Annotated in this window: 23 protein-coding genes; 10 read left to right on the top strand and 13 right to left on the bottom strand. The window is 69.1% G+C overall.

Translation table 11 applies throughout. The features are described from left to right. Positions 1–11 precede the first annotated feature (11 nt). Positions 12–596: a dihydrofolate reductase family protein gene (locus tag F4562_RS01105; RefSeq protein WP_184546220.1), complete on the top strand. Its 585-nt coding sequence runs from the start codon at positions 12–14 to the stop codon at positions 594–596. Between the two features lie 197 nt (positions 597–793). Here the strand turns inward: F4562_RS01105 and F4562_RS01110 are convergent, their stop codons facing one another. From F4562_RS01110 to F4562_RS01130, 5 genes are all read right to left on the bottom strand, one after another. Beyond that, positions 794–1801: an RNA polymerase subunit sigma-70 gene (locus F4562_RS01110; protein ID WP_184546222.1), complete on the bottom strand. Its 1008-nt coding sequence runs from the start codon at positions 1799–1801 to the stop codon at positions 794–796. 332 nt (positions 1802–2133) lie between these two features. Further along, positions 2134–3540 (bottom strand): serine hydrolase domain-containing protein, encoded by a 1407-nt coding sequence (locus F4562_RS01115; RefSeq protein WP_184546224.1) that lies wholly within the window; start codon positions 3538–3540, stop codon positions 2134–2136. A gap of 334 nt (positions 3541–3874) precedes the next feature. Next, entirely contained in the window at positions 3875–4270 is a 396-nt protein-coding gene (locus tag F4562_RS01120; RefSeq protein ID WP_246473320.1) for a DUF1048 domain-containing protein, read from the bottom strand. Next, a complete protein-coding gene (locus F4562_RS01125; protein ID WP_184546226.1) occupies positions 4267–4596 on the bottom strand; it encodes a PadR family transcriptional regulator in 330 nt (109 codons plus the stop codon). The genes F4562_RS01120 and F4562_RS01125 overlap by 4 nt, the downstream gene beginning before the upstream one ends. Before the next feature lie 897 nt (positions 4597–5493). After that, on the bottom strand, positions 5494–6045 hold the full coding sequence (locus tag F4562_RS01130) for an EF-hand domain-containing protein (RefSeq protein ID WP_184546227.1): 552 nt from the start codon (positions 6043–6045) through the stop codon (positions 5494–5496). A 330-nt stretch (positions 6046–6375) separates the two neighbouring features. Between F4562_RS01130 and F4562_RS01135 the strand changes: the two genes are divergently transcribed. Both F4562_RS01135 and F4562_RS01140 read left to right on the top strand, forming a co-directional pair. Then, positions 6376–7191, top strand: a complete 816-nt coding sequence (locus F4562_RS01135) for a hypothetical protein (RefSeq protein ID WP_184546229.1) — start codon at positions 6376–6378, stop codon at positions 7189–7191. Beyond that, a complete protein-coding gene (locus tag F4562_RS01140; RefSeq protein ID WP_184546231.1) occupies positions 7188–7565 on the top strand; it encodes a GntR family transcriptional regulator in 378 nt (125 codons plus the stop codon). The genes F4562_RS01135 and F4562_RS01140 overlap by 4 nt, the downstream gene beginning before the upstream one ends. A 20-nt stretch (positions 7566–7585) precedes the next feature. On the opposite strand, the gene F4562_RS01145 is transcribed toward F4562_RS01140, so the two are convergent. Further along, positions 7586–8323, bottom strand: coding sequence for a TioE family transcriptional regulator (locus F4562_RS01145; protein WP_184546233.1), 738 nt, complete (start codon positions 8321–8323; stop codon positions 7586–7588). A gap of 90 nt (positions 8324–8413) precedes the next feature. Here F4562_RS01145 and F4562_RS01150 point away from each other — a divergent pair, with 90 nt between their 5' ends. Both F4562_RS01150 and dapB read left to right on the top strand, forming a co-directional pair. Continuing rightward, complete coding sequence (locus tag F4562_RS01150; protein ID WP_246473321.1) at positions 8414–9571, top strand: erythromycin esterase family protein; 1158 nt, start codon at positions 8414–8416, stop codon at positions 9569–9571. A 179-nt stretch (positions 9572–9750) separates the two neighbouring features. Beyond that, positions 9751–10563, top strand: a complete 813-nt coding sequence (dapB, locus tag F4562_RS01155) for a 4-hydroxy-tetrahydrodipicolinate reductase (RefSeq protein ID WP_184546237.1) — start codon at positions 9751–9753, stop codon at positions 10561–10563. Positions 10564–10956: 393 nt separating this feature from the next. On the opposite strand, the gene F4562_RS01160 is transcribed toward dapB, so the two are convergent. Next, positions 10957–11601: a dihydrofolate reductase family protein gene (locus F4562_RS01160; RefSeq protein ID WP_184546239.1), complete on the bottom strand. Its 645-nt coding sequence runs from the start codon at positions 11599–11601 to the stop codon at positions 10957–10959. A 185-nt stretch (positions 11602–11786) separates the two neighbouring features. Here F4562_RS01160 and F4562_RS01165 point away from each other — a divergent pair, with 185 nt between their 5' ends. From F4562_RS01165 to F4562_RS01175, 3 genes are read left to right on the top strand one after another with little or no spacing between them, the layout of a single operon-like run. Next, complete coding sequence (locus F4562_RS01165; RefSeq protein WP_184546241.1) at positions 11787–12155, top strand: YciI family protein; 369 nt, start codon at positions 11787–11789, stop codon at positions 12153–12155. Between the two features lie 7 nt (positions 12156–12162). Further along, positions 12163–12501 carry a YciI family protein gene (locus F4562_RS01170; RefSeq protein WP_184546243.1) on the top strand — a complete coding sequence of 113 codons (339 nt, stop codon included), beginning with the start codon at positions 12163–12165 and terminating at the stop codon, positions 12499–12501. Beyond that, positions 12498–13742, top strand: coding sequence for an RNA polymerase sigma factor (locus F4562_RS01175; protein ID WP_184546245.1), 1245 nt, complete (start codon positions 12498–12500; stop codon positions 13740–13742). The genes F4562_RS01170 and F4562_RS01175 overlap by 4 nt, the downstream gene beginning before the upstream one ends. Before the next feature lie 222 nt (positions 13743–13964). Here the strand turns inward: F4562_RS01175 and F4562_RS01180 are convergent, their stop codons facing one another. The 4 genes from F4562_RS01180 to F4562_RS01195 all read right to left on the bottom strand — a co-directional run bounded on the left by F4562_RS01180 (position 13965) and on the right by F4562_RS01195 (position 18000). Then, the gene (locus F4562_RS01180) at positions 13965–14276 is read right to left on the bottom strand and encodes a hypothetical protein (RefSeq protein WP_184546247.1); all 312 of its coding nucleotides are present in this window, start codon (positions 14274–14276) and stop codon (positions 13965–13967) included. Between the two features lie 346 nt (positions 14277–14622). Then, positions 14623–15930 carry an NAD(P)/FAD-dependent oxidoreductase gene (locus tag F4562_RS01185; RefSeq protein WP_184546249.1) on the bottom strand — a complete coding sequence of 436 codons (1308 nt, stop codon included), beginning with the start codon at positions 15928–15930 and terminating at the stop codon, positions 14623–14625. After that, complete coding sequence (locus F4562_RS01190) at positions 15920–16774, bottom strand: alpha/beta hydrolase (protein ID WP_184546251.1); 855 nt, start codon at positions 16772–16774, stop codon at positions 15920–15922. Before F4562_RS01190 ends, F4562_RS01185 begins: the two co-directional genes overlap by 11 nt. Beyond that, on the bottom strand, positions 16771–18000 hold the full coding sequence (locus tag F4562_RS01195) for a metal-dependent hydrolase family protein (RefSeq protein WP_184546253.1): 1230 nt from the start codon (positions 17998–18000) through the stop codon (positions 16771–16773). Before F4562_RS01195 ends, F4562_RS01190 begins: the two co-directional genes overlap by 4 nt. A gap of 93 nt (positions 18001–18093) precedes the next feature. Here F4562_RS01195 and F4562_RS01200 point away from each other — a divergent pair, with 93 nt between their 5' ends. Then, on the top strand, positions 18094–18726 hold the full coding sequence (locus tag F4562_RS01200) for a TetR/AcrR family transcriptional regulator (RefSeq protein WP_221207687.1): 633 nt from the start codon (positions 18094–18096) through the stop codon (positions 18724–18726). A gap of 3 nt (positions 18727–18729) precedes the next feature. Here F4562_RS01200 and F4562_RS01205 read toward each other — a convergent pair whose 3' ends face one another. Continuing rightward, entirely contained in the window at positions 18730–19218 is a 489-nt protein-coding gene (locus F4562_RS01205) for a family 1 glycosylhydrolase (RefSeq protein WP_221207688.1), read from the bottom strand. Positions 19219–19417: 199 nt separating this feature from the next. Further along, positions 19418–20029, bottom strand: coding sequence for a TetR/AcrR family transcriptional regulator (locus F4562_RS01210; protein WP_184546255.1), 612 nt, complete (start codon positions 20027–20029; stop codon positions 19418–19420). Between the two features lie 137 nt (positions 20030–20166). Between F4562_RS01210 and F4562_RS01215 the strand changes: the two genes are divergently transcribed. Continuing rightward, positions 20167–21330, top strand: coding sequence for an NAD(P)/FAD-dependent oxidoreductase (locus tag F4562_RS01215; RefSeq protein ID WP_311734212.1), 1164 nt, complete (start codon positions 20167–20169; stop codon positions 21328–21330). Positions 21331–21392: the final 62 nt, after the last annotated feature.

Raw genomic sequence — 21392 nt, forward strand, 5'->3', positions numbered from 1 at the left:
AGGCTGGCACGATGCGGAAACTGATCTTCGGAATGAACGTGACCCTGGACGGCTACATCGCCGCGATCGGCGACGACATCGGCTGGAGTGGGGGGGAGGGGCCGGACTCATCGCCGAGCGCCGAGCTGTTCCAGTGGTGGTACGACCAGATGCGGGCAAGCGATCTGTCACTGTACGGGCGCAAGTTGTGGGAAACGATGAGCTCCCACTGGCCGACCGGCGACCAGCAGCCCAACGCTACCCCGGCGGAGATCGAGTTCGCGCGCCTCTGGCGGGACATGCCGAAGGTGGTGTTCTCATCGACGATCGACAAGGTCGACTGGAACACCCGCCTGGTCACCGGCGACGCGGTCGCCGAGATCGCCCGGCTCAGGGCCGAGGACGGCGGCCCGATGGACATCGGCGGTGCGACGCTCGCCGGGGCGGCCATGCGGGCCGGGCTGATCGACGAGTACGCGCTGGTCACCGTGCCGGTCCTGGTGGGCGGCGGCACGCCGTTCTTCACCGCGCTGGACAGCTGGGTGAACCTGAACCTGGTCGAGACGCGGACATTTCCCGGCGGCGTGGTGCTGACCCGATACGAGACGAGGCGATGAGCACGGGCCAAATGCTCGGCTCGTAAGGCCAGGTCGAAATCCTTCCTGGCGTGCTCACGGTGACTCTCGGCGATGAGGGAACCTTTCCCCGGCCCTTCCTTGTGTTCCGAGTGAGCTGTTGACCGACTCGCTGAAGATGAGGACGACGGTGACGCCGGCCCGTGCGCTGGACTCGTCGGCGATGGGGACTTGTCTGATCACAACGTCGCGGGCAGGCCCAGCCATGGTTTGTCGGTGGCGTCGAATCCGGTGAGCTCGGCGATCTTCCCGTCGACGATGTGCAGGACCGCGATGGTGAACAAACGGTGTTCCGGGTCGTCGGGGGTACGGAGGTACAGCACGGCGGCAGGCATGCGGTTGACCGTCGTGGCGATGCAGCGCCAGTCGTCGTGGCCGTGCTGGAAGAGCCCACCGGAGACCCAGCCGTCCACCGCGTCCTTGGCCGTGACGGTCAAGGTGCCCGGCTCGGGCAGCATCGCGAAGCGCAGGTCGTCGCGCAGCAGGGCCATCAGCCCGTCGAGGTCGTTGCGCTCATGGGCGTCCATGTACGACTTCACCACGCCGCGCTCGTCATCCGACAGCTCGTGCGTGGCAGGGCTCCGCCAGTCGAGGCGGCGGTCGGGCACCTGCCCGCGCATCGTCACGCGCGCCCGCTGCAGTGCGCTGGTCACCGAAGCGACGGTCAGCTCGAGGGCGTTGGCGGCCTTCGACGCCGGCCAGCCGAGGACGTCGCGCAGGATGAACACCGCCCGCTGCCGCGGCGGCAGGTGCTGGACGGCGACGATGAACGCCAGCTCGATCGTCTCCCGCGCCACCACCGACTCCTGCGGGTCCTCCGGGAGCATCCGGTCCGGGTAGGGCTGCAGGTAGCGCACCTCCGAGTCCGCGTCCGGCAGCCCGGCGGGCACGGGTGTGCGGTCGTTGCGCTTGTCCAGGAAGTCGAGGCAGGCGTTCGTCGCGATCCGGTACAGCCAGGTCCGCAGCGCAGCGTGGCCCTTGAACGACTCCCGCTTGTTCCACGCCCGCAGGAACGTCTCCTGCGTCATGTCCTGGGCGTCCTCGTAGTTCGCGAGCATCCGGTAGCAGTGCACCTGCAGCTCACGCCGGTAGCGCTCCGTGATGAACGCGAACTGTGCTGCGTCGTTCGAGCGGGCCGCCGCGATGAACGCGGCCCCGTCGTCGCCTGGCAGTCTGGCATCGGTCATGGTCGTCAATCCTTCCGCGGGTGGCGAGGGGCTACCAGAACCGACGACGTGGCGGAGGATTTCTGAGCGGTGGAGCCGCTGACACCGGGCCGTTCGTCGGGCCGGATGGGTCGGGTCGATCCAGGGGACTGACCCCCGTGTCCATCAGCCGCGTGAACAGACCCCGCCGGACGTGCCGGACGGGGGCGTGGTGTGCGGTGAGCCTTCAGGCCAAAAGTCCCAGGGGTTCGGGTGCTCCCCGGGCCTGACGGCCGGGCGGTGGCCATGTCGTGGCGCGCGCCGGAGCTGTCACCGGCATCGTGCCGACGGCCACTGCCGCCGGCACGGCCTGGTCAGCTTGCGGCCTGCCCGCCGCAGAACGCCGCCTTGACGAGCCCGTCCAGCAGCTTCGGATAAGTGGTGAGGTCGAGTGCGGCGTCGCCGGCGGTCAGCGAGGCGGTCAGGGTCTTGCCGCCGTCGGGCGAGCTGTACATCAGCGCCGCGTAGCCCGCCGGAGGGCTGCCGTTGTGGTTGAGCACGGTGCCGCAGGCCGGGCCCAGGTCCTGCACGAACATCCCCAGGCCGTAGCGGCCGTAGAGGGGGTCGCTCTTCGGGTGCGGCGTGCGCATCTCGACCAGCAGTTCGGCCGGCAGGAGCTTGCCGCCGTTCAGCGCGGAGAAGAACGTGTGGAGATCCTTGGTGGTCGAGATCATGTCACCGGCGCCTGCCAGCAGGGAGGGGTTCTGGCGGGAGACGTCGGCCACCTTCCACTGGCCGGCGTCCTGGTAGCGGAAGTAACCGTGGGCGTACGGCCTGGGCAGCTGTGCCCGGTTGCCCGGCACCACGGTGCCCTTCAGGTCGAGCGGCCGCAGGATCCGCCGCTTCAACTCGGCGTCGAACGAGCGGCCGGTGACCTTCTCGATCAGCAGCCTGGCCAGCGTGTAGTTGGTGTTGGAGTAGCTCCAGTCCGTCCCCGGCGCGAACTTCGCCGGCTTGGACAGCGCGAACCGCACCAGCTCCTGTGGCCGGTAGGAGTGGAACCGGTTGTCCAGCCACTCCTTGCCCGTCGCGGGGAGACCGGGCACCCATGTCCCGTCGGGGTCGAGGTCGCCGGTGTAGTTGAACAATCCGCTGGTGTGCTGCAGCAGCATTCGCACCGTGATTCGCCGGTCCAGTCCGAACTCGGGCAGGTGGCCGGCCACCGGGGCGTCCAGCCCGATCTCGCCCTCGGCCACCAGCTGCAGCACCACGGTCGCGACGAAGGTCTTGGTGACGCTGCCCACCCGGAAATGCCCGTTCGTCGGCGGCTTCGCGCTCGCGGCCAGCTTGCGCTGCCCGGCGCTGCCGGCCCACTCGCCCCGCTCATCGCTCACGCGCACCTGCACACCGAGGAAACCGGCATCAATGAACGCCTGGACGGCCTTCTGCAGCTCCGGGCGATCGCGCCCGGCGATGGCCCTCGACACGGCCGCGCTGCTGTCCGCGGCGGCCGCACCCGCCGTGGCCACCGCGGGTGCGGTCGTCCCGGCCAGCAGCCCGGCCGCCAGCGCTGTGACCGCCACCGGCCGGAAGATGGTGTGTCGGCGCCTCAGCGCGCCATTGTCACGGCGTATCGTCCCGAACGCTTCGGCGTGCGTCGCACCGCCCTGGCTGAACAGGGCGACCAGCCCGGGAATCCGCCCGGACCCGACATGCCGTTCCAGCACCTCGCGCAGTCTGCGCAGCCCTGCCGCGGAGAAGCCACGGTTGCCTTGTTCCATCATGAGTGTCCTTACCTACAGTGTTCGATCCACAGTGTTCGGTCTTGTGAGCCCCGTCTCGGCGTGGCGCTCATGGGCAGCCGTCGGCGACGCACGAGGGCCGGGAGCGAGGTCGGCGTGGCCGGTTCGCAGCCCCGAGGGCGTAGTCGCCGAACCGTTCATGGCATCCACCATCGCCGGCCGCGCCGATATCGGACCGTCACCGGGCCGACGCCGCCGCTGACACGCGGCGAGAAGTAGCCGGCCGTACATGACCCCGTGGCCGCTCAGCGCGGACAGCCGACGAAAACGGTGCCCTGTCGACGGCCCCGGGGCGTGATGTGCTGTGTCGTTATCAGAGGGTCTTGTCGTCTTCTGCGGTGTCTTCGCCGGCGGAGCGCGCGATGTCGGCAATCAGCCGCTTGCGCTCCCGGGCCGGGGCGTAGCCGCCATCGGAGTAGTTCTTGACGAACGCCTCGGCGAACTCCACCGGGTCGTCCCCGACGATCCCACGGATCGGTGTCCCATCCGCGGCGGCCTGCTCGAACAGGTCAGCCAGGTCTTCGAACATCGACGCACTGCTGTCGCCGTCGGTCGGCACGAAGTGCATCAGGTACCGCTCGATCGCTTCGACCGCCGTGCGCTGGTTCGGCGGAAGCCGTCTCACGCGTGCCTGGTACTCCCGCCACCGCCGCTTGGGGCCGATCACCTTTGCGAGGAAGCCACCCTTTTCAGCGTCGGACATGGTCATCTGCCTCCTTTGCGGAGCTGATCGAGCCGTTCTGAAAGGAAGCTCCAGGTCTTCCAGAATTCTTCGAGGTACGCCTGCCCCTGCACGTTCAGGGAGTACACCTTGCGCGGCGGCCCCTTCTCGGAGGGGACCTTCTCCACGTCGACGAGGCCGCGCTGCTCGATCCTGACCAGCAGCGCGTAGATGGTGCCCTCGGCGATGTCGGAGAAGCCCTGCTCGCGCAGCCAAGCGGTGATCTCGTAGCCGTAGGCGGCCCGGTCGGACAGGGTCGCCAGGACGATGCCCTCCAGCGTTCCCTTGAGCATCTCCGTCAGCTGCTTGCCCACGGAACACCCCTTTTCGGCTACTCGGTGACGCTGACTACCGGTACAAAGTAACACTGACTACCGGTACTTAGCAACACGGAATAGCTAAAGCGCAGGCTGGGACCGCCCGCATGCGACGGCGGGCGACGCGATCGCCAAAAGCCCGCCAAGGGAGATACCGCCGTCATCTCCGGGGCTGTGCGACCGCGCCGGTATCGGTTCGTTGGCCAGTCACCGCATCATCGCCAGCGGTTGCGCCTCCCGCTGTCCCGCCTCGTCCTCTCACACGGCCCAGCCCGGAGCAGGTTTGGCGGCTGGTGACACGGTGGTTAACGGCACTCGCAGAAGGCCGCCGAGAAAGTGAGTGCCACCCTGAAGGTGTACGGCCTCAGCGACCGGCGCCTCCGGCCGGCTTGGCCCGGACGTCGTCGCCTGGTTCCGCAAGCGGTGCCTCCTGCGGCGCGTCCGGCGAGGCATCCGACAGCTGCCCCCGCCGCTGCATCTCGTCGAATGCGATATGGGCGACGTCACGCGGATGGATGCCGCTGCCCAGCCCGCGCACCGGCCGCGCCGGACGGGCTGGCCGAAGATCGCCGAGCCCACCGCGTCCATGCCGACCAGGCGCAATCTGGGCTGGTCGCGGCGCAGCCTCATACGAGAAGGCGATCGCCTAATTGTGCGAAATGTTTACGAGAGGATCGTGAACATGGCCGACGCCCCCGAAGCCGGACCGTCCGGGTCCTCCCGCACGTCGGCGAGGCTCTTGCCGCCCCAGCGGGACGGCCATGTTCGGCGGGACGGTGCCCGGCCGGCCGTGCGGCCTCCGGCACCCACCCGGACGGGATCGCGGGCGTGCCGCCACAGCAGCGTGCCGCCTGCTGTCAACGGCGCTCGTCCCGCCGGGTGGGGCAGATACGGTCAGAGGTGCCCGAAGAGGAGGCTGCCTGGTGCATCCGGGTCGTTCGAGTAGAAGTACTCGTGCGCCGCCCGGATGAACTCCTGCCGCGAGACGCGGCCGTCCCCGTCGAGATCCAGCCTGCGGAAGGTCTCGATCGCGTCAGGCTGGGAGATCTTCCAGACCTTCCTCAGAAGGTTCTCGAACTCCTCCCTGCTGATCTCGTTGTCGCCGTCGGTGTCCATACAGTCGAAGATCGCATGGCCGCAACCCTCGACGATGTTGAGCCGGCTGGTGTCGACGCTCGCGAGACGGTGGGCCTCGATGAAGGCATCCCTCGAGAGCCTCTGCCCGTTCGGCTGCGCGTGCCGGAGCAGCTCCTGCCAGTACATCTGGTAGAACGCCTGGATTCCGCCGGCCCGGGGATCGTTCCTGCCGAGGCCGAAGACACTGATGTACCGGTCAGTAAGCTGCTGGTAATCCGACCAGTCCACGTAGCCGTCGCCGTTGACGTCCATGGTGTCGAACGTCCGTCCCAACTTGAGCCGGACCACGTCCGGTGCTGTAGAGGTCATGACTGTGTCCTTTGCGATGGTGAGCTTCGTGGATGACGCGCAGGCCGCGCCGCCATAGTCATGCCACACACCACCACAGCACCACCACCAATAGTGATAAGAAAATCACCATGAGTCACATGTGATCAATTCAGCTCGAGCTCGCTCCACCCCGGCCACCGCCCACCACCCTCCACCGCCTCGCGGCAAAGGGGAACGGCCGGAGTACGCCAAAGGACACCGCCGAGGCGGGGCTCGCGCCACCGGGACGGCGAGAGCCCGCAGGGCGTTGACTTTGTCGCAAGGCATGACGCACCATGTTGCTACAAAGTTTGCGACAAAGGAGGCGCTATGACCCGCGAACCGCTACCGGACACCGACCCGCCGGCTCGCGCGACCGACCTGCGACTGGCGGGCGCCTGGCTGGCCCGGCACGACCTGACCTACACCCGCCCCACCCCGCTGCTGGCCAACCGGCTGGCGGTCCGGGAACGCGCCCGCCTCGCCGCTCAGGTCATCCTGGCCGTACTGATCATCGCGAGCGCGCTCGCCGCCACTTCCGCCTTCGGCGGCTCCCAGCCGCACCGCCCGCTACCGCTGCTGGCCCTGACCGCACTGGTAGCCGGACTGCTGCTGGCACAGTCGCTGCTCGACCGGTGGGTGCGACGCGTCGACCAGCGAGCAGGCGCCACGCTGTCCCGCAGGGCCGCCCATCTGATCCACCCCGGCTGGCGGACCGTGCTCGGCCGGCCGTACGCCGTCTTCGCGGTCGCCACGTTCACCGGCGCGATGGCACTGGCCGCAAGCGCCCTGACCATTCCCGACCCCACCGTGCGGCAACTGGCCGTCATCCTGCTGATCGGCCTGCTCGGCGTGACAGCCATCAACGCCATGCAGCTGCGCCACCTGCTGCGGTACCCGGTCGTGGCGGAGGACGAGGAGTCGCTGACCGCCGACGTCATCATGCGCGTCGAGGACGCCCGCGACCTCACCACGCCGAGCGTACAGTGGTCGCTGCCCATGGTGCTGCTGTTCGGCACCGCACCCGGCTGGTTGAGCGCCGCCGCGGTCGCCTACCTGATCCTGGGCCTGGCCGCGTACATCGCACTCCGTGCCAGGACGCCGTCGAGCACGACGGTGGCCCGACGGGCCATGAGCACCCGATGATCGTCATCGACGCGGCCTCGCCGGTACCGCCGTTCGAACAACTGCGAGCCCAGCTCGCCCGGCAGATCCAGGACCGCACGCTGACCGTGGGCGCCCGGCTGCCGACCATCCGCAACCTCGCAGCCGACCTCGGCCTGGCCGTCAACACGGTCGGCCGGGCCTACCGGGAACTGGAGGAGGCAGGACTGATCGAGACACGCGGACGGGCAGGCTCATTCGTGTCGGCCGCCGGCGAGGAGGGCCGGGAACGGGCCCGCCGGGCCGCCGCCGACTACGCGGCCGTGATCGCCAGCGTCGGCATCGACACAGGCGAGGCGATCCGCATCGTACAGGCGGCTCTGACGTCCGGCACATCAGCACCAGCCTCGTCATGACCGCGACCCGGCCACGGAAGCTACAGGAGTTCAGGGCCGCAACGACGGACGGCGGCACCCGACCCGCCCCCGGGCGAAACCGGTCGGCAGCCCAGGTATGCCTCCAACGCGGCAGCGCCCGCGAGCATGGCGCGACTCCTGGCCGACAGACGAGCACGCCAATCACGCAGCGCCGACTCCAGCGGGACGACACCACCGGCCAAACGGACCTGAGCGATCAACGGAGCGATCTGCTCCAGCAGGTAACCACCCCGCCTGAGCTGATGCGCCAGCAGGACGTCCCGCACATCGGCCGCACTGTAGACCCGATAGCCCGTCCGCGGATCACGGCGCGGCCGGACCAACCCTGCCTTCTCCCACTTGCGCAGGGTGGCCGGGCGGACACCAAGCCTCCCGGCCAGAGGACCGATGAACGTCTCGCCGCGCTCCTGCGGCACAGGCGCCAGATCACCGAGCGCGGCCTCGACGGCCCGGAGGACGCCACGGTCACCGAGCAGCTGACCGTGGCTCTCATCGATGAACCGCAGCGCGTCCTCGACGGCACCCCGGTTGACCGCCCGCATGATCGACGCGGCCGTCCGGTGACCGTGCCCGGGCACAAGAGCCAGGAACGCGCGCAGGGCCTGCGCGTGCAGCGGCGTATAGGCGCGATAACCGTGAACGGTGCGTTCGGCGGCAGGCAGGATGCCGGCGTCCTCGTAATTCCTGATCGCCTGGGTGGACAGGCCGTGCTCACGCGCCAGGTCCACCGGCCTCATGGATGCATCACCGATTGAAAGTCCATCGCGACAAAAACGGGATTTCCCGGAAAAAGTTTACACCGAATGTTCAACGATACCGTTGAAGGCATGGACATCAAGGACACGGCCCGGCCACTCGACGCCGCGGCAGTCTCAGCGTTCCTGCGGTCACTGCCCACCGAACCCCTGCTCCTCGGCCTGGGCGAAGCCAGACACTTCGTGGAAGAACTGGGCGAACTACGCAACGAGATCTTCCGGCATCTGGTCGAACACGAGGGCTACCGGTCGTTCACCATCGAGAGCGACTGCCTCAAGGGCCTCACGGTGGACGACTACATCACAGCAGGAACAGGCACCCTCGACGACGTCATGCGACACGGCTTCAGCCACAACTTCGGCGCCTCCCCCGCCAACCGCGAACTCGTACGCTGGATGCGCGCGTACAACGAGCAACACGACGAAAAACTCCGGTTCTTCGGATTCGACGGCCCCCTGGAGTACTGGGCGGCGAGCCCACGCCAGGCGCTCACCGCCCTCCACACCCTCCTCAACGACCCGCTCCCCTGCACCATGGAGACCCTCGACGCACTCCTGGGACCGGACGACCGATGGTCCAACGAAGCCACGATCATGGACCCATCCCAGTCGATCGGCCAGTCCACCGACGCACAACGGCTGCGACTACTGACCGACGACCTGATGGCGCTGCTCGACACCCAAGCACCACGGCTGAGCACGACGGACAGGGAACGGGCCGCACTCTACGGACGCACCGCCACCGGCCTGCTCCGCTACCACCACTGCATGGCCGACCCGTCCCCGGCACGGTGGGCCCGACTGTCAGCCCTGCGGGACGCGATGATGGCCGCCAACCTACATGCCGTCGCCGAGCACGGCCCGGCCCTGGTCTTCGCCCACAACCTCCACCTGCAGCGGAACAAAAGCCTCATGCCACTCGGCGACCAACTGCTGGAGTGGTGGAGCGCAGGAGCGATCACCCAGACACGCCTGGGCGACCGGTACGCCTTCCTGGCCTCAGCCCTCGGCACGACCGGCGACGACACCCCGCCCCCGGACACCGTCGAGGGCATCCTCTCCACCCTCCCGTGGGACCACTCCCTCATCGACGCCCACCGCCTGGCCCAGACCATCACGAAGCCCGCCCCCCGCACCTCCCGCGACTTCGCCTATTTCCCACTGGACCCGGCCCAGCTCGACACGATCGACGGCATCGTCTTCCTCAAACAGGCCGTCAGACTGGGTTGACAGACACCCACGTGTCAGGCTGAGCCCACACACGCGCACCGATCACACACCCATTCGGGCACCCCCACCCCGGACACGTGCACACCGTGCTGCCGACCAGCCCGAAACCCCCAGCAACACGGCCACATCCACACCGGAACCACCAACGCCGACCCACTTGATCCCCATACAGTGAGAACATGATCAACGTCTGCTTCGCCGGTATCACCGGATGGACCGCACCCCCGATCGTCACCGCCATCGACCAAGCCGACGACCTGACACTGACCGCCGGAGTGTCACGCTCAGCGGCCGGAAAGACACTGGCGGACACCACAGGGACCAACAGCGACGGCTCGGTACACGCCTCGGTGACCGAAGCACTCCAGGCAGCCCCAGTGGACGTCCTCGTCGACTACACCAGCGCCGCCGCCGTCAAAGACAACGTCTGGACCGCCGTCCAAGCCGGCGTCAACGTCGTGATCGGCTCCAGCGGCCTGACCGCGACCGACTACGAGGACCTCGACCGACTCGCCCGCGACCACAACGTCGGCGTGATCGCCGCCGGCAACTTCTCCATCATGGCCACCATTCTGCGCCGCGCCGCCGCCCTGGCCGCCGAACACCTGCACCACTGGGAGATCATCGACTACGCCAGCGACACCAAACCCGACGTACCCAGCGGAACCTCCCGGGAACTGGCCGAGACCCTCGGCGCCGTCCGCATCCCCCGCCCCGCCCTCCCACTCGCCGACCTGCACGGCCCGGTCGAGGCCCGTGGCGCCGAGATCGCCGGAAGCCGCATCCACTCGGTCCGGCTGCCCAGTTTCGTGGTCACCACCGAGATCGTATTCGGAGGGCCGGGCGAACGCCTGGTCATGCGCCACGACCCCGGCACCGACCCCGCCCCCTACGTCGCCGGGACACTCCTGGCGATCCGCCGCGTGCGCGAGACCGCGGGCGTGCGCAGAGGACTGGATTCCCTGCTCTTCGGCGACCAACCCCACAACTGACCCGCCCCCCGAACACGGCACCACCACCGGGCACCGGGACACCCCCCGGCATTCCGCCCGGGAGGCCTGGGCGTCATGCCTCCACCGGCGGCCCCTCATCCGGACGCCACCTGCGACATGCGGCTGCCGGCCCGAGGCCGACAGCCGCATCACCGCTTACGGCCATAACGCAACCGCCGCCTGTTTTCCTTTTTGAGTCTTTAGTCCGTTTTGTACTTTTTCATTTTTTCACAAGGCACCGCCTTTACAATGTAGATTTATAACTTGACGCTCCGCTCGCGGCATCTCAGCCTCGTCGGCCTCAGGGTGGATGATCCGCATCGACCCGAGCCCTCAGCGTCCGGCTTGGCCCCCGGCTCGCGCTTGTCCGCCACCACCCCACCCACCGGGCGGTCAGCGTCTCCAGAACAGCAGGTGGGTGACTCCGCTGGGGCTCGGTACCGTCTCGAGGTGGAAGCGGTCGAGCAGGTCGGTGGGGCTCCCCCACAGTCGTTCGCCTCGGCCCAGGTCGACCGGCGCGACGGCGATGTGCATCGTGTCGACCAGGCCGGCCTCGACGAACTCGCGGATGGTGGCGACTCCCCCGCCGAGGCGCACGTCCCGGCCGTCCGCGGCCTGCTTCGCGCATGCCAGAGCCTCGGCCGCTGTCGCGTTGAGGAAGTGGAAGGTGGTGTCGGCCAGGGTGAAGGACGGGCGTTCGTGGTGGGTGAGCACGAAGACCGGTGTGCGGAACGGCGGGTTGCCTCCCCACCATCCCTTCCACTCGTGGTTCTCCCAGGGGCCACGCTGGGGACCGAACTTGTTACGCCCCATGATCTCCGCTCCTATGTTGCGGGTGTGGTCCCGGGTCATGTAGTCGTCCAGGCCGCGGGTGCCGCCGGGCTCAGTGCGGTTCACCCAACTGGCGGTGGCGCCCGCCCAGGACCAGAGGGGGGCGGGGGCCGCGTGGCCGAAGGGCCGCTCCAGGCTCTGCCCCTCACCGGCACCGAATCCGTCCCGCGACACGTTGAAGCAGTGCACCCTCAACAGCTGCGACATGCGTCCTCCTTGGGGAGTCGACAAGTGACCTTTGACGGGACGCCCAGGTCAGGCGCCCCTTCGGGGAGGTAGTCGGAACAGTGGGGAGATTCTTGCGGTCCGGCACCGCAAGAATGCGGTACCGGCGTCGACTCCATGGTGAACCGGCGCCTCAGGGATGCCGTCCGAGCAACGGAGGAGACGACGTGAAATTCTTGTTGATCATGCACAACAACCCGCAGATCTGGGACGCGTTGACCGAGGAGGAGCGCAACGAGGTGATGAGCGGCCACGGCGTGTTCATGGAGACCGTCAGGAAGTCCGGGGAGATGATCGGCACCGTCGCGCTGGCCGCCCCGTCGCGGAGCGCCGTGGTCAAGGTCCGGGGCGGCATGCCGGCGGTGACGGACGGGCCCTACCTTGAGGCCAAGGAGTACCTCGGCGGCTACTACCTGGTGGAGTGTGACAGCAGGGAGCGTGCCCTGGAACTGGCCGCGCTCATTCCGGACGCCGGTGTCGAGGGCCTGGGCATCGAGGTGCGGCCGGTGGTCTACGCAGGCACGGCAGAAGACTGAGCACGCTGTGAAGTTCCTGCTGAATCTCTACCTGAACGCGGCGGGCCTGCCGGGGCAAGGGCCCGATCACGAGGAGTTCCTGGCCGCGGCCGGGCAGACCGGGGAGCTGATCAGTGCCCACGCGCTCGCCGATCCCTCCATCAGCGCCGTCATCAGGGTGAGGGGCGGTGTGGTGACGGTGACCGAGGGCCCGTACCTGCAGACCTCGGACCATGTCGCCGGCCAGTACGTGGTGGACTGCGAGAGCCGGGAGCGCGCCGTGGAACTGGCCACCCTGATCTCGAACGGTCAGGTCGGCGGCGTGGAACTGCGGCCGCTGATGGACTCGGCCGGGATGGAGATGTGAGCGCGTCCGAACGCCTCGGGGACCTGCTGCGTGAACAGGCGCCGCAGGTCCTCGGCGTGCTCCTGCACCGGTACGGCGGGTTCGAGGAGTGCGAGGACGCGGTACAGGAGGCGTTGCTCGCGGCCGCGATGCGGTGGCCCGCCGAGGGCGTCCCGGAAAGCCCGCGGTCCTGGCTGGTGACCGTCGCCTCTCGCCGCCTGGTCGACCAGGTACGCAGCGAGCAGGCCCGCCGCCGCCGGGAGGTCACCGCGGCGGTACGGCAGGCGCCGGACGCCGGCCTCGCACCGGCTCCCGGCGACGAAAGCGTCGGCGACCACGACGACACCCTCACGCTACTGTTCCTGTGCTGCCACCCGGCGCTGACGCCCGCCTCCCAGGTGGCCCTCACGCTGCGCGCCGTCGGCGGCCTCACCACCGCCGAGGTGGCACGGGCGTTCCTCACGCCGGAGGCCACCATGGCGCCGCGGATCAGCCGCGCCAAGCAACGGATCAAAGCCGTCGGCGCCTCGTTCGAGACGCCGACCGCCCAGGAGTGGGCCGGCCGGTTGGACGCCGTCCTGCACGTGCTCTACCTGATCTTCAACGAGGGCTACACCGCCGGCTCCGGACCCGACCTGCACCGCGGCGAACTCACCGCGGAGGCGATCCGGCTCACCCGTATGGTGCACCGGTCCTTGCCGGATGACGGTGAGGTCGCCGCGCTGCTGGCGCTGATGCTGCTGACCGACGCCCGCCGCGCGGCCCGCACCGGCCCGGACGGCACCCTGATACCACTGGCCGAGCAGGACCGGAGCCGGTGGGACGCCGCCATGGCCGAAGAGGGCACCGCGCTGGTCACCGGCGCCATATCCGCATCCCCCCTCGGCCCCTACCAGCTCCAGGCGGCGATCGCCGCGCTGCACGTCCAGGCGCCGCGGGCCGAGGACACCGACTGGGAACAGATCCGCATCCTGTACGGAATCCTCACCCGGATCGCGCCGAACCCGATGGTCACGCTCAACCACGCCGTCGCGGTCGCGATGACCCGCGGCCCCAGGGCCGGGCTCGAACTGCTGGAAACCCTGGACGGCGACCCCCGGATCGCCCGGCACCACCGCCTCCACGCCGTGCGTGCCCACCTGCAGGAGCTGGCCGGCGAGTACACCGCCGCGCGCGAGAACTACCTGCTGGCGGCCCGGCACACCACGAGCCTGCCCGAACAGCACTACCTGCTGGACAGGGCGGGCAAGCTCGGTCGATGACAGCCGGCGAGAACGCACCCGGTGGACTGCCGCAGCGCCGTCCGTGCCCCCACCGCGAGCGGCCGGCCACCGCAGCCGGTGTCTCCAGCCCTCGGCCGCCCCGCGGGCTCCGAACCGGGCACAGCGCCGGGTTCCGGCTGTGCGGGTCCGGCGGAGCCTGTGCGGAGGAAGCCCTCGCGGTGCTCCCCTGGGACGAGGGGCGGCCGACCGCCTTCAGCCCGCCTACGTCGCCTGCCGCCGGCCTGCTCGGGCTCGGCGCGACATGACTCCGCTGAGGACGTTGAGCACCACACCACCTGCGAAGATCGCCCCACCGACCGTCATCTGCGCCGGCCCGCCTTCCTTGGCCGTGATCATCTGTTCGTAGGTGCGCTCGCGTCCGGCCTCGTCCACGCAGACCATGCCGGGTCTGATGGAGCGTGCGCCGCACATGTCGCCGGAAAGTGACGTCCCGCAAGACAGCACGAACCAGACGCTTCCCAGGATCATCGCGATGATGCCGCAGATCTTCAGGAGCCGGGACACGACGTTCACTCGTTGCTCCGATCACAGAGAATCCAAGCCCGCAACGCTAGCTGTGATCACTGTGCGCTCGGTGAACGCACGGTGACAGGAAAGCGGCCGAACCCCTACCCCGCCGTGACGGTTCGCCACCGCTTGCCCGGCGGTGCGATCCCGCTGACGGACCCGCCGCAGCCACCCCCGGGCGTCGATGACGTCGGCGCGGCCAGAGGTCCGATCTGCTGGTCGGCGACCATCGTCTGCATGAGGTGGATCTCCACTGCGGACGGTCCTGGACGCGCCACAACCGACACCGTACGGATTCAGCCGACGACTCCCAGGCGGATGACATCAGTGGACGAGATGCCAAGAAGGCGCATCAGCCCAGGACTGTGCCCGAGTTCTCGGTGCCGCGGGGACGCTTGCGGGAGAACGCCGAAAGGTCTATGGCCAGGCCGGTGTGCTCGCCGACGAATCGCACCGGCCGTTCGTCGTGATCTACGCCGTTCTCGGTCTGTTCGATGATCGCGGCGAGGAACTTGCCGACGACCGGCGCGTTCTTGAACTGGTTACCGCTCGTCCCCATGGCGACGTAGAACCCGTCCAGCTCCGTACGGTCGTAGATCGGCGTCCAGTCGTCGGCGACGTCGTAGACTCCCACGACCCCGCGAGCCCGATTCGGTATCTCCAACGCCGGTAGCCGTCGCGCAGCCCTCGTCACCTGGGCCTGGAACACCGCCGTCGTCGCATGCGCAGTGACGGCATCCGGGTCGTCCACCCACTGCAGCGGGTCGCATTCCGGTTCCGTACCACCGACCAGCAGTCCCCCGCCGGCCTCACCGCGCAGGTAGACACCCAGGTCCATGTCCGCGACGCAGATCCCGGCGCGGTTGTCGGCGCCGAACCCCACGGGGGCCGCGACGTGCGCGACCTCCTGCCGTAACGGCCGGCATCCCACGGTGAAGTCGGATCCGACCGAGGCCAACTCGTTGATGCGGGTCGACCATGGGCCTGCGGCGTTGACCACCACGCCGCAGGGGATCCTGCTCCCGTCCGCGAGTGTCACCGCGGTGACCCGGCCATGGGCCCGTTCGATCCCGCGCACCGACGCATGGAACCGGAACTCGGCACTGTGTGCCCGCGCGGCGGCGGCCAGATTCTGCGCCGCCAGTTGCGGATCGTTCACGAACCCCGCATCAGGTGTGTACACGGCACCCAGCGTGGTTTCGGTCTCGGCCCAGAACTCGTCGTCGTCGATACGTTTCGGTGGCCAGTACCTGCCGACGTCGATACCCGGGATCCGCTCCGACAGGTCCGCACTCGTCCACTCCTCGAACGGGATACCCGCGTTCTGGAACAGCGGCAGGTACACCGACCGAGGAGCCACGTCCACGTCCAGCATCGCCATCCCGCACCGTACGTACCGAGCCAACGGCCCGACATCGCGGCCAAGGTGCTCCGCCCACGACCTCCAGCCGAAGTGCGCCTCCCAGGCGGTGGCGACGCCCGCGGCGGTGGAGAAGTTGAACCGCACCACCGCGCTGGACGCACTCGTGGAGCCGTGGCCGGCTCCCCCGGTCTTGTCGACCGCCGTCACCTGCCAGCCACGGCGGGCGAGTTCCAAGGCGACCGACGCGCCGATCACTCCCGACCCGATCACCACGACATCCGTGCGCTTACCGGGCACGGCAGGTCCTGAGATAACTGAGGAACGAGGCCTGCAGGCCGGTCACGTGCGTTTCGTCCAGGATCGCGCTGGTGACGGCTCCGCTGCGCGAGGTGAGACGGTGCAGGAGGGCGGCCGTGTTCTTCGTGATGCTCTGGTAGACGGCCAGGTCGCCGAGAAGCTCTCGGACGTTGAAGGTCACGTGCAGCCTGGCCGCATGCCGGCTGTCCCCCATCTCTTCGAGCTGGGCGAAGACCTGACTGTCCGTACTGACGACGCCGGGGCTTCCCGCTCCGACGCTCTCGAAGAGCGTGCTGCCGGAGAGCCAGGTGTAGAGGCTGAAAAGTCCGCCGTAGGAGTAGCCGTAAAGGCCGTGACCGCTCGCGGCTGTGCCGTAGTCGCGTTCGATCCGCGGGTGCAGTTCCGCGGTGAGGAAGCTCAGGAACGCATCGGCGTGGGTGTCGCTCAACTCGGCGAGGTAGGCGTCGGCTTCCTCGCGCGTCATCACACCCGCTTGGAATCCCTTCTCCACGGCATCCAAGAACTCCTGGGCGATGGGCTCGCCGGGTGGCACGAGGTCTCTGTTGCGCAGCCGTGCCCAGTGCTGTGCTTCCTCGCCCGCGTAACCGACGCTGACCTGGATATAGGGCTGGATCTGCTGCATGGGGTCCAGCTGGGTGATGATGAGCGGAGCCGTCATGCCCACGGCCCAATTGCCGTCGAGCACGTACACCGCGGGCGCCGGCGTCGTGGCGGGGTCGTAGCCCGGTGGCGTGGTGACCCAGACGCCGTAGTCGTACCCACCGCTGGAACGCAGCTCGAAGTAGTCGGTGTGGGCGAGGCAGCCCTGCCACATGGCGCTCATCGCAGGTCCTTCACCACGCGTCCGGCCTGGACGACGAGGACGGCGTTGGCGGGGTCGGCGAAGAGCTTCGGATCTTCGAGCGGGTTGCCGTTCCAGAGCACAAGGTCTGCCTGCATGCCGGGAGCGATGACCCCCACCTGGTCCGACAGGCCCAGGATCTCGGCGTTGGTCTTCGTGGCCGCCACGAGAGCTTCCATCGGCGTCTCCAGCTCCGCGCGCAACTTGAGCTCTTCACCTCGGCGGTCCTGAGCCGGACCGATGAGATCGGAACCCAGCCCGATCCGCACTCCGGCCTCCTTGGCGGCAGCGAGCGCCTCGGTCATCCGCTCACGGACACCCAGCACACGATCGCGGACCGACTCGCCGAGGCCGACTTCCGCGGGGTCATGCAGCAGTCGCTCGACGACGGCGAACGTGGGCACAAGGGCGACCCCGCGCGTGGCCATCAAGGTGGCCGTGGGCTCATCGAGGTCGGTGCCGTGCTCGACACAGCGCGCCCCGGCCTCGACCGCGTTCCGAATGCCCTCGTTGTTGTGGGCGTGAACCGTCACGTAAGTGCTCCGTGCCGCGGCTTCCTGCACAGCGACGGCGATCTCCTCCACGGTGAACTGGGTGTCGGTCAGCTGGTCGTGAGCGCTGACCACTCCCCCGGTCACACAGAGCTTCAGGAAGGAGGCTCCGCGGCGGAAGGCCTCGCGTACGTTGCCTCGCAGCTCGTCCGCGTTGCCCGACATCATGGACAGTGCGCACAGACCCGGAAGGTGATGGCCGCTCCACAGCTCGGTGGGTTCCCAGTCGGCTCCGTAGTAGCCGTGCCCACCGATCTGGCACTGCACAGGTCCGCACGACAGGACGCGTGGTCCCCTGACCTTGCCCTTCGCGATCGTGGTGACGACGCCGCCGTCGATCCCACCGGTGTCCCGGACGGTCGTGAAGCCGGCGTCGAGCGCTGCGCCGGCCGTGGCGAAGATGTCCGCCGCGATCTCGGCGGCACTGATCTGGAACGAGAACTGCGGCTGGATCGGGCTCGACAGGCCCAGGTGAACGTGCGCGTCGATCAGGCCGGGCGTCATCGTCAGTCCCCCGGCGTCGAGCCGCTCGCCGGGTTCGTCGCTGGAGGCCCCGAGCTGGGTGATCCGCCCGTCTTCGACGGTGACGTCGACGTCTATGGGGTCATGCCCCGTCCCGTCGGCGACCGCCGCGCCGACCACCTGCAAACGTCCCACGAGTCGTTCCCTCCGCCGTCGCGAGCTGACTGCGACCATGTACGAAGCAACACGGCGCCGCCAGCAATCTTTTCCAATGGATAAACTGTGGGAGTGATCCTGTCAACCACGGAACGCAAAGGCGACGCACGCGAGCGCCTCCTGGCCCGGCTCCTCGACGCCTTCGACGAGGCCCTTCCCTCACCGGAGGTGTCGCTCCGCGAGATCGCCGCCCGGACCGAGACCAGCCACGCCCTCCTGCGATACCACTTCGGGTCACTCTCGGGCGTCCTGGCGGCCATGCTCAAGGCACAGCGATCTCGTGACAACGAGGCCCTTTTCGCAGCCGCCCAGCAGGGCACCTTCGCCAACTTCGTCGTGGCGATCTGGCGGACCTACACCCGCCCGGAGCAGTTGTCGCGTGTCCGCGGCTTCTTCCACGTCGCAGGACTGGCCGCGTACAGGCCGGAGGACTTCCGTGAGTTCATCGACTCGCTCGACGACCTGACCAAGATGCTGGCCTCACTCGCGGAACGCGAAGGGCACGACACCGGGGAAGCGCTGACCATGGCCACCGTCGCCATTGCCGCGATCCGCGGCCTGCTCCTACAGGAAGTCCTGACTCCAGGAGTCCACTCGGAGAACGCCGTCGACTTGATCCTGCGCATGCTCCCCGGCAACGCGACCGGTGTTCACTCAGGCGATGGAGTACGCCCGCACCATCAAGCAGGCCGTCCCGCACCATGACGATCACGCACAGTTTCCAGTAATGGCGGTAGGCGGTGACCTCCCCGGACTTGCGGGCCTTGTGAGGATGCCCGTCACCTTCCGGACGTAGGCCCGGAAGCGCTCGACGGCCTGGTCGCCCATCCATCCCCCGGCCTCGGCGAACCACCGCGGGTGGGTGAAGTGGTGCAGGGTGATGACCGGCGTGAGCCCCAGCTCCAGAGCGGTGTCGATCATCCTGCGATAGTGGGCGAGCTCGGCCAGGGAGAAGTGTCCCGGGGACGGTTCGACGCGGGCCCATTCGATGCCGAAGCGGTAGGTGTTCAGACCGGCCTCGGCCAGCAGGCGCATGTCCTCGGCGTAGCGATGGTAGCTGTCGATCGCGTCGCCGCTGCGCTGCATCCCGGGCATCTGCTGCTCCAGGGCCCACCAGTCGCTGTTGACGTTGTTGCCTTCCACCTGGTGCGGCGCGGTCGCCGCACCCCAGAGGAAGCCGGGGAGGAGTTGAGGCATGGTTGAGTTCCTTGCTCGAGACCATGAAGTCGGCGCCGGCGTCACGCTAGCACGAAAATCGAATCGCATTACTAATTTGAGATGCGCGTGACGAGGTCCGCGGGCGGCGGGCCGCGCACAGGGCCGGACGCCGCACACGAAGCCGGCGGCCGATCACGAAGCCGGACGCCGCGCACGGAGCCGGCGGCCGATCGCGGCCCTAGCCGCGCGCGTTGACGCGGTAGTGCGCGCTCAGGAGCGGCCAAGTCGCCGCGGCCATCCCGGCCGGGGTCTGCGGGCACCCGCGCTGGAGCCAGTCGACGGCCACGCCGATGAGCGCACCGGCGATGAACGCGGCCGTGACGTCGCGCGGGACGTCCTGTGGCAGATCTCCGGCGTCGACCCGGGCCATGTGGTCGTGGACGGCCTCGGCGATGCGGCGGCGCGTGTGGTCGACGACGCGCGCGCTGCCCTGCGGCCCCAGCAGCGCGCGATACAGCCCGGCGTGCCCGGCGAGGCTGGCGAAGAACGCCGCCAGTGCCTCGATCGCCTCCTGCGGCAGATCCGCCGAGTCGGGGGCGGGGGCGGGCAGGGACTCGATCAGACCGTCGATCATCGCGGTGCAGGCGTCCTCGGCCAGCTCGTGGACGTCCCGGTAGTGGTCGTAGAAGGCCGAGCGGCTCACTTCGGCGCCTTCGGCGACGTCGGAGACGCTGACCCGGGACAGATCCCGCTCCTCGACCAGCCGGATCAGCGCGCGCGCCAGGGCTGATCGAGTGCGGCGCACGCGCCGGTCGCCCGATGGGGTGTTGCTGTCTCTGGTGGTGGCCACACCTGAGCATACCGAATGACGACATTTGTAGGTTTTCTTACACCTGTAGGCTAATGTGTGGGCCGAACAACGAAGGGATCTCGACACATGCGGACACGTGCAGGCCGAGCCGCCGCCCTCCACCCGGGCGACGCCTCGTGACCCCGCCCGGACGCGTTCTGATCGTCGGCGCGTCGGCCGCCGGGCTGAGCACGGCGGAGGCGCTGCGGCGGCACGGCTACCGGGGGCACCTGACGCTGCTGGACGCCGAACCCCATCTCCCCTACGACCGGCCACCGCTGTCGAAGCAGGTCCTGGCCGGCGCCTGGGAACCGGCCCGTGCCGGGCTCCGCAGCCAGGCGCAGCTGGAGGCCCTGGACGCCGAGTTCGTGCGGGGCGAGCCCGCCGTCGCCCTGGACGCGGCGGCCCGCGCGGTGACCACCGCCACCGGGCGGGTGCTGCGTGCTGACGCCGTGGTCGTCGCCACCGGCCTGACCGCCCGCCGGCTGCCGGGACAGGACGGTCTGGCGGGCGTGCACACGCTGCGCGGCCTGGACGACGCGCTCGCCCTGCGCGCCGGCCTGAGCGACGGCACCCGGCTCGTGGTCGTGGGTGAGGGCGTGCTGGGGGCGGAGATCGCCGCCACCGTCCGCACCATGGGCCGGCAGGTCACGCTCGCCGGACTGGGGGCCGCCCTGCTGAGCGACCAGCTCGGTGACGTGGTCGGCGCGATGCTCACCCGGACGCACGCCGAGCGCGGGGTCCGGCTGCGGCTGGGCGTCGCGGTCGACGCCCTGACCGGCGCCGGAGGCCGGGTCACCGGGGTGCGGCTGGCCACCGGCGAGCTCCTGCCCGCCGACGTCGTCGTGGTGGCCGTCGGCTCCCGCCCGGCGACCGGCTGGTTGCGGGACAGCGGGCTCAGCCTGGGCGACGGGGTGGAGTGCGACTCCCGCTGCCGTGCCGCCGAGGGCGTCTACGCCGTCGGGGACGTGGCCTCCTTCGCCCACGAGGGCCTCGGCAGGCGGCTGCGCCTGGAGAACCGCACCAACGCCACCGAGCAGGCCCAGGCGGTGGCGGCCAACATCCTCGGCGCCGACCGTCCGTACACGCCGATCCCGTACTTCTGGACCGACCAGTACGACGTCAAGATCCAGGCTCACGGCCTGCCGTCGCCGTCGGCCGAGGTGACCATCGCCGAAGGCGATCCGGAACAGCACCGTTTCGCCGCGCTCTACCGCGAGAACGGCCGGGTCACCGGCGTGCTCGGCTGGAACATGCCCAAGCAGGCACGCCTCCTGCGGCAGCAGGCCCTGACCACCTGACAGAGCACCCCACCCCGGCGCCCGCACACGGCCCGGGAGCAGCCGATCGCCTGCCTGGGCGG

The organism is Streptosporangium becharense (assembly GCF_014204985.1).
Taxonomy (GTDB): Bacteria; Actinomycetota; Actinomycetes; order Streptosporangiales; family Streptosporangiaceae; genus Streptosporangium; species Streptosporangium becharense.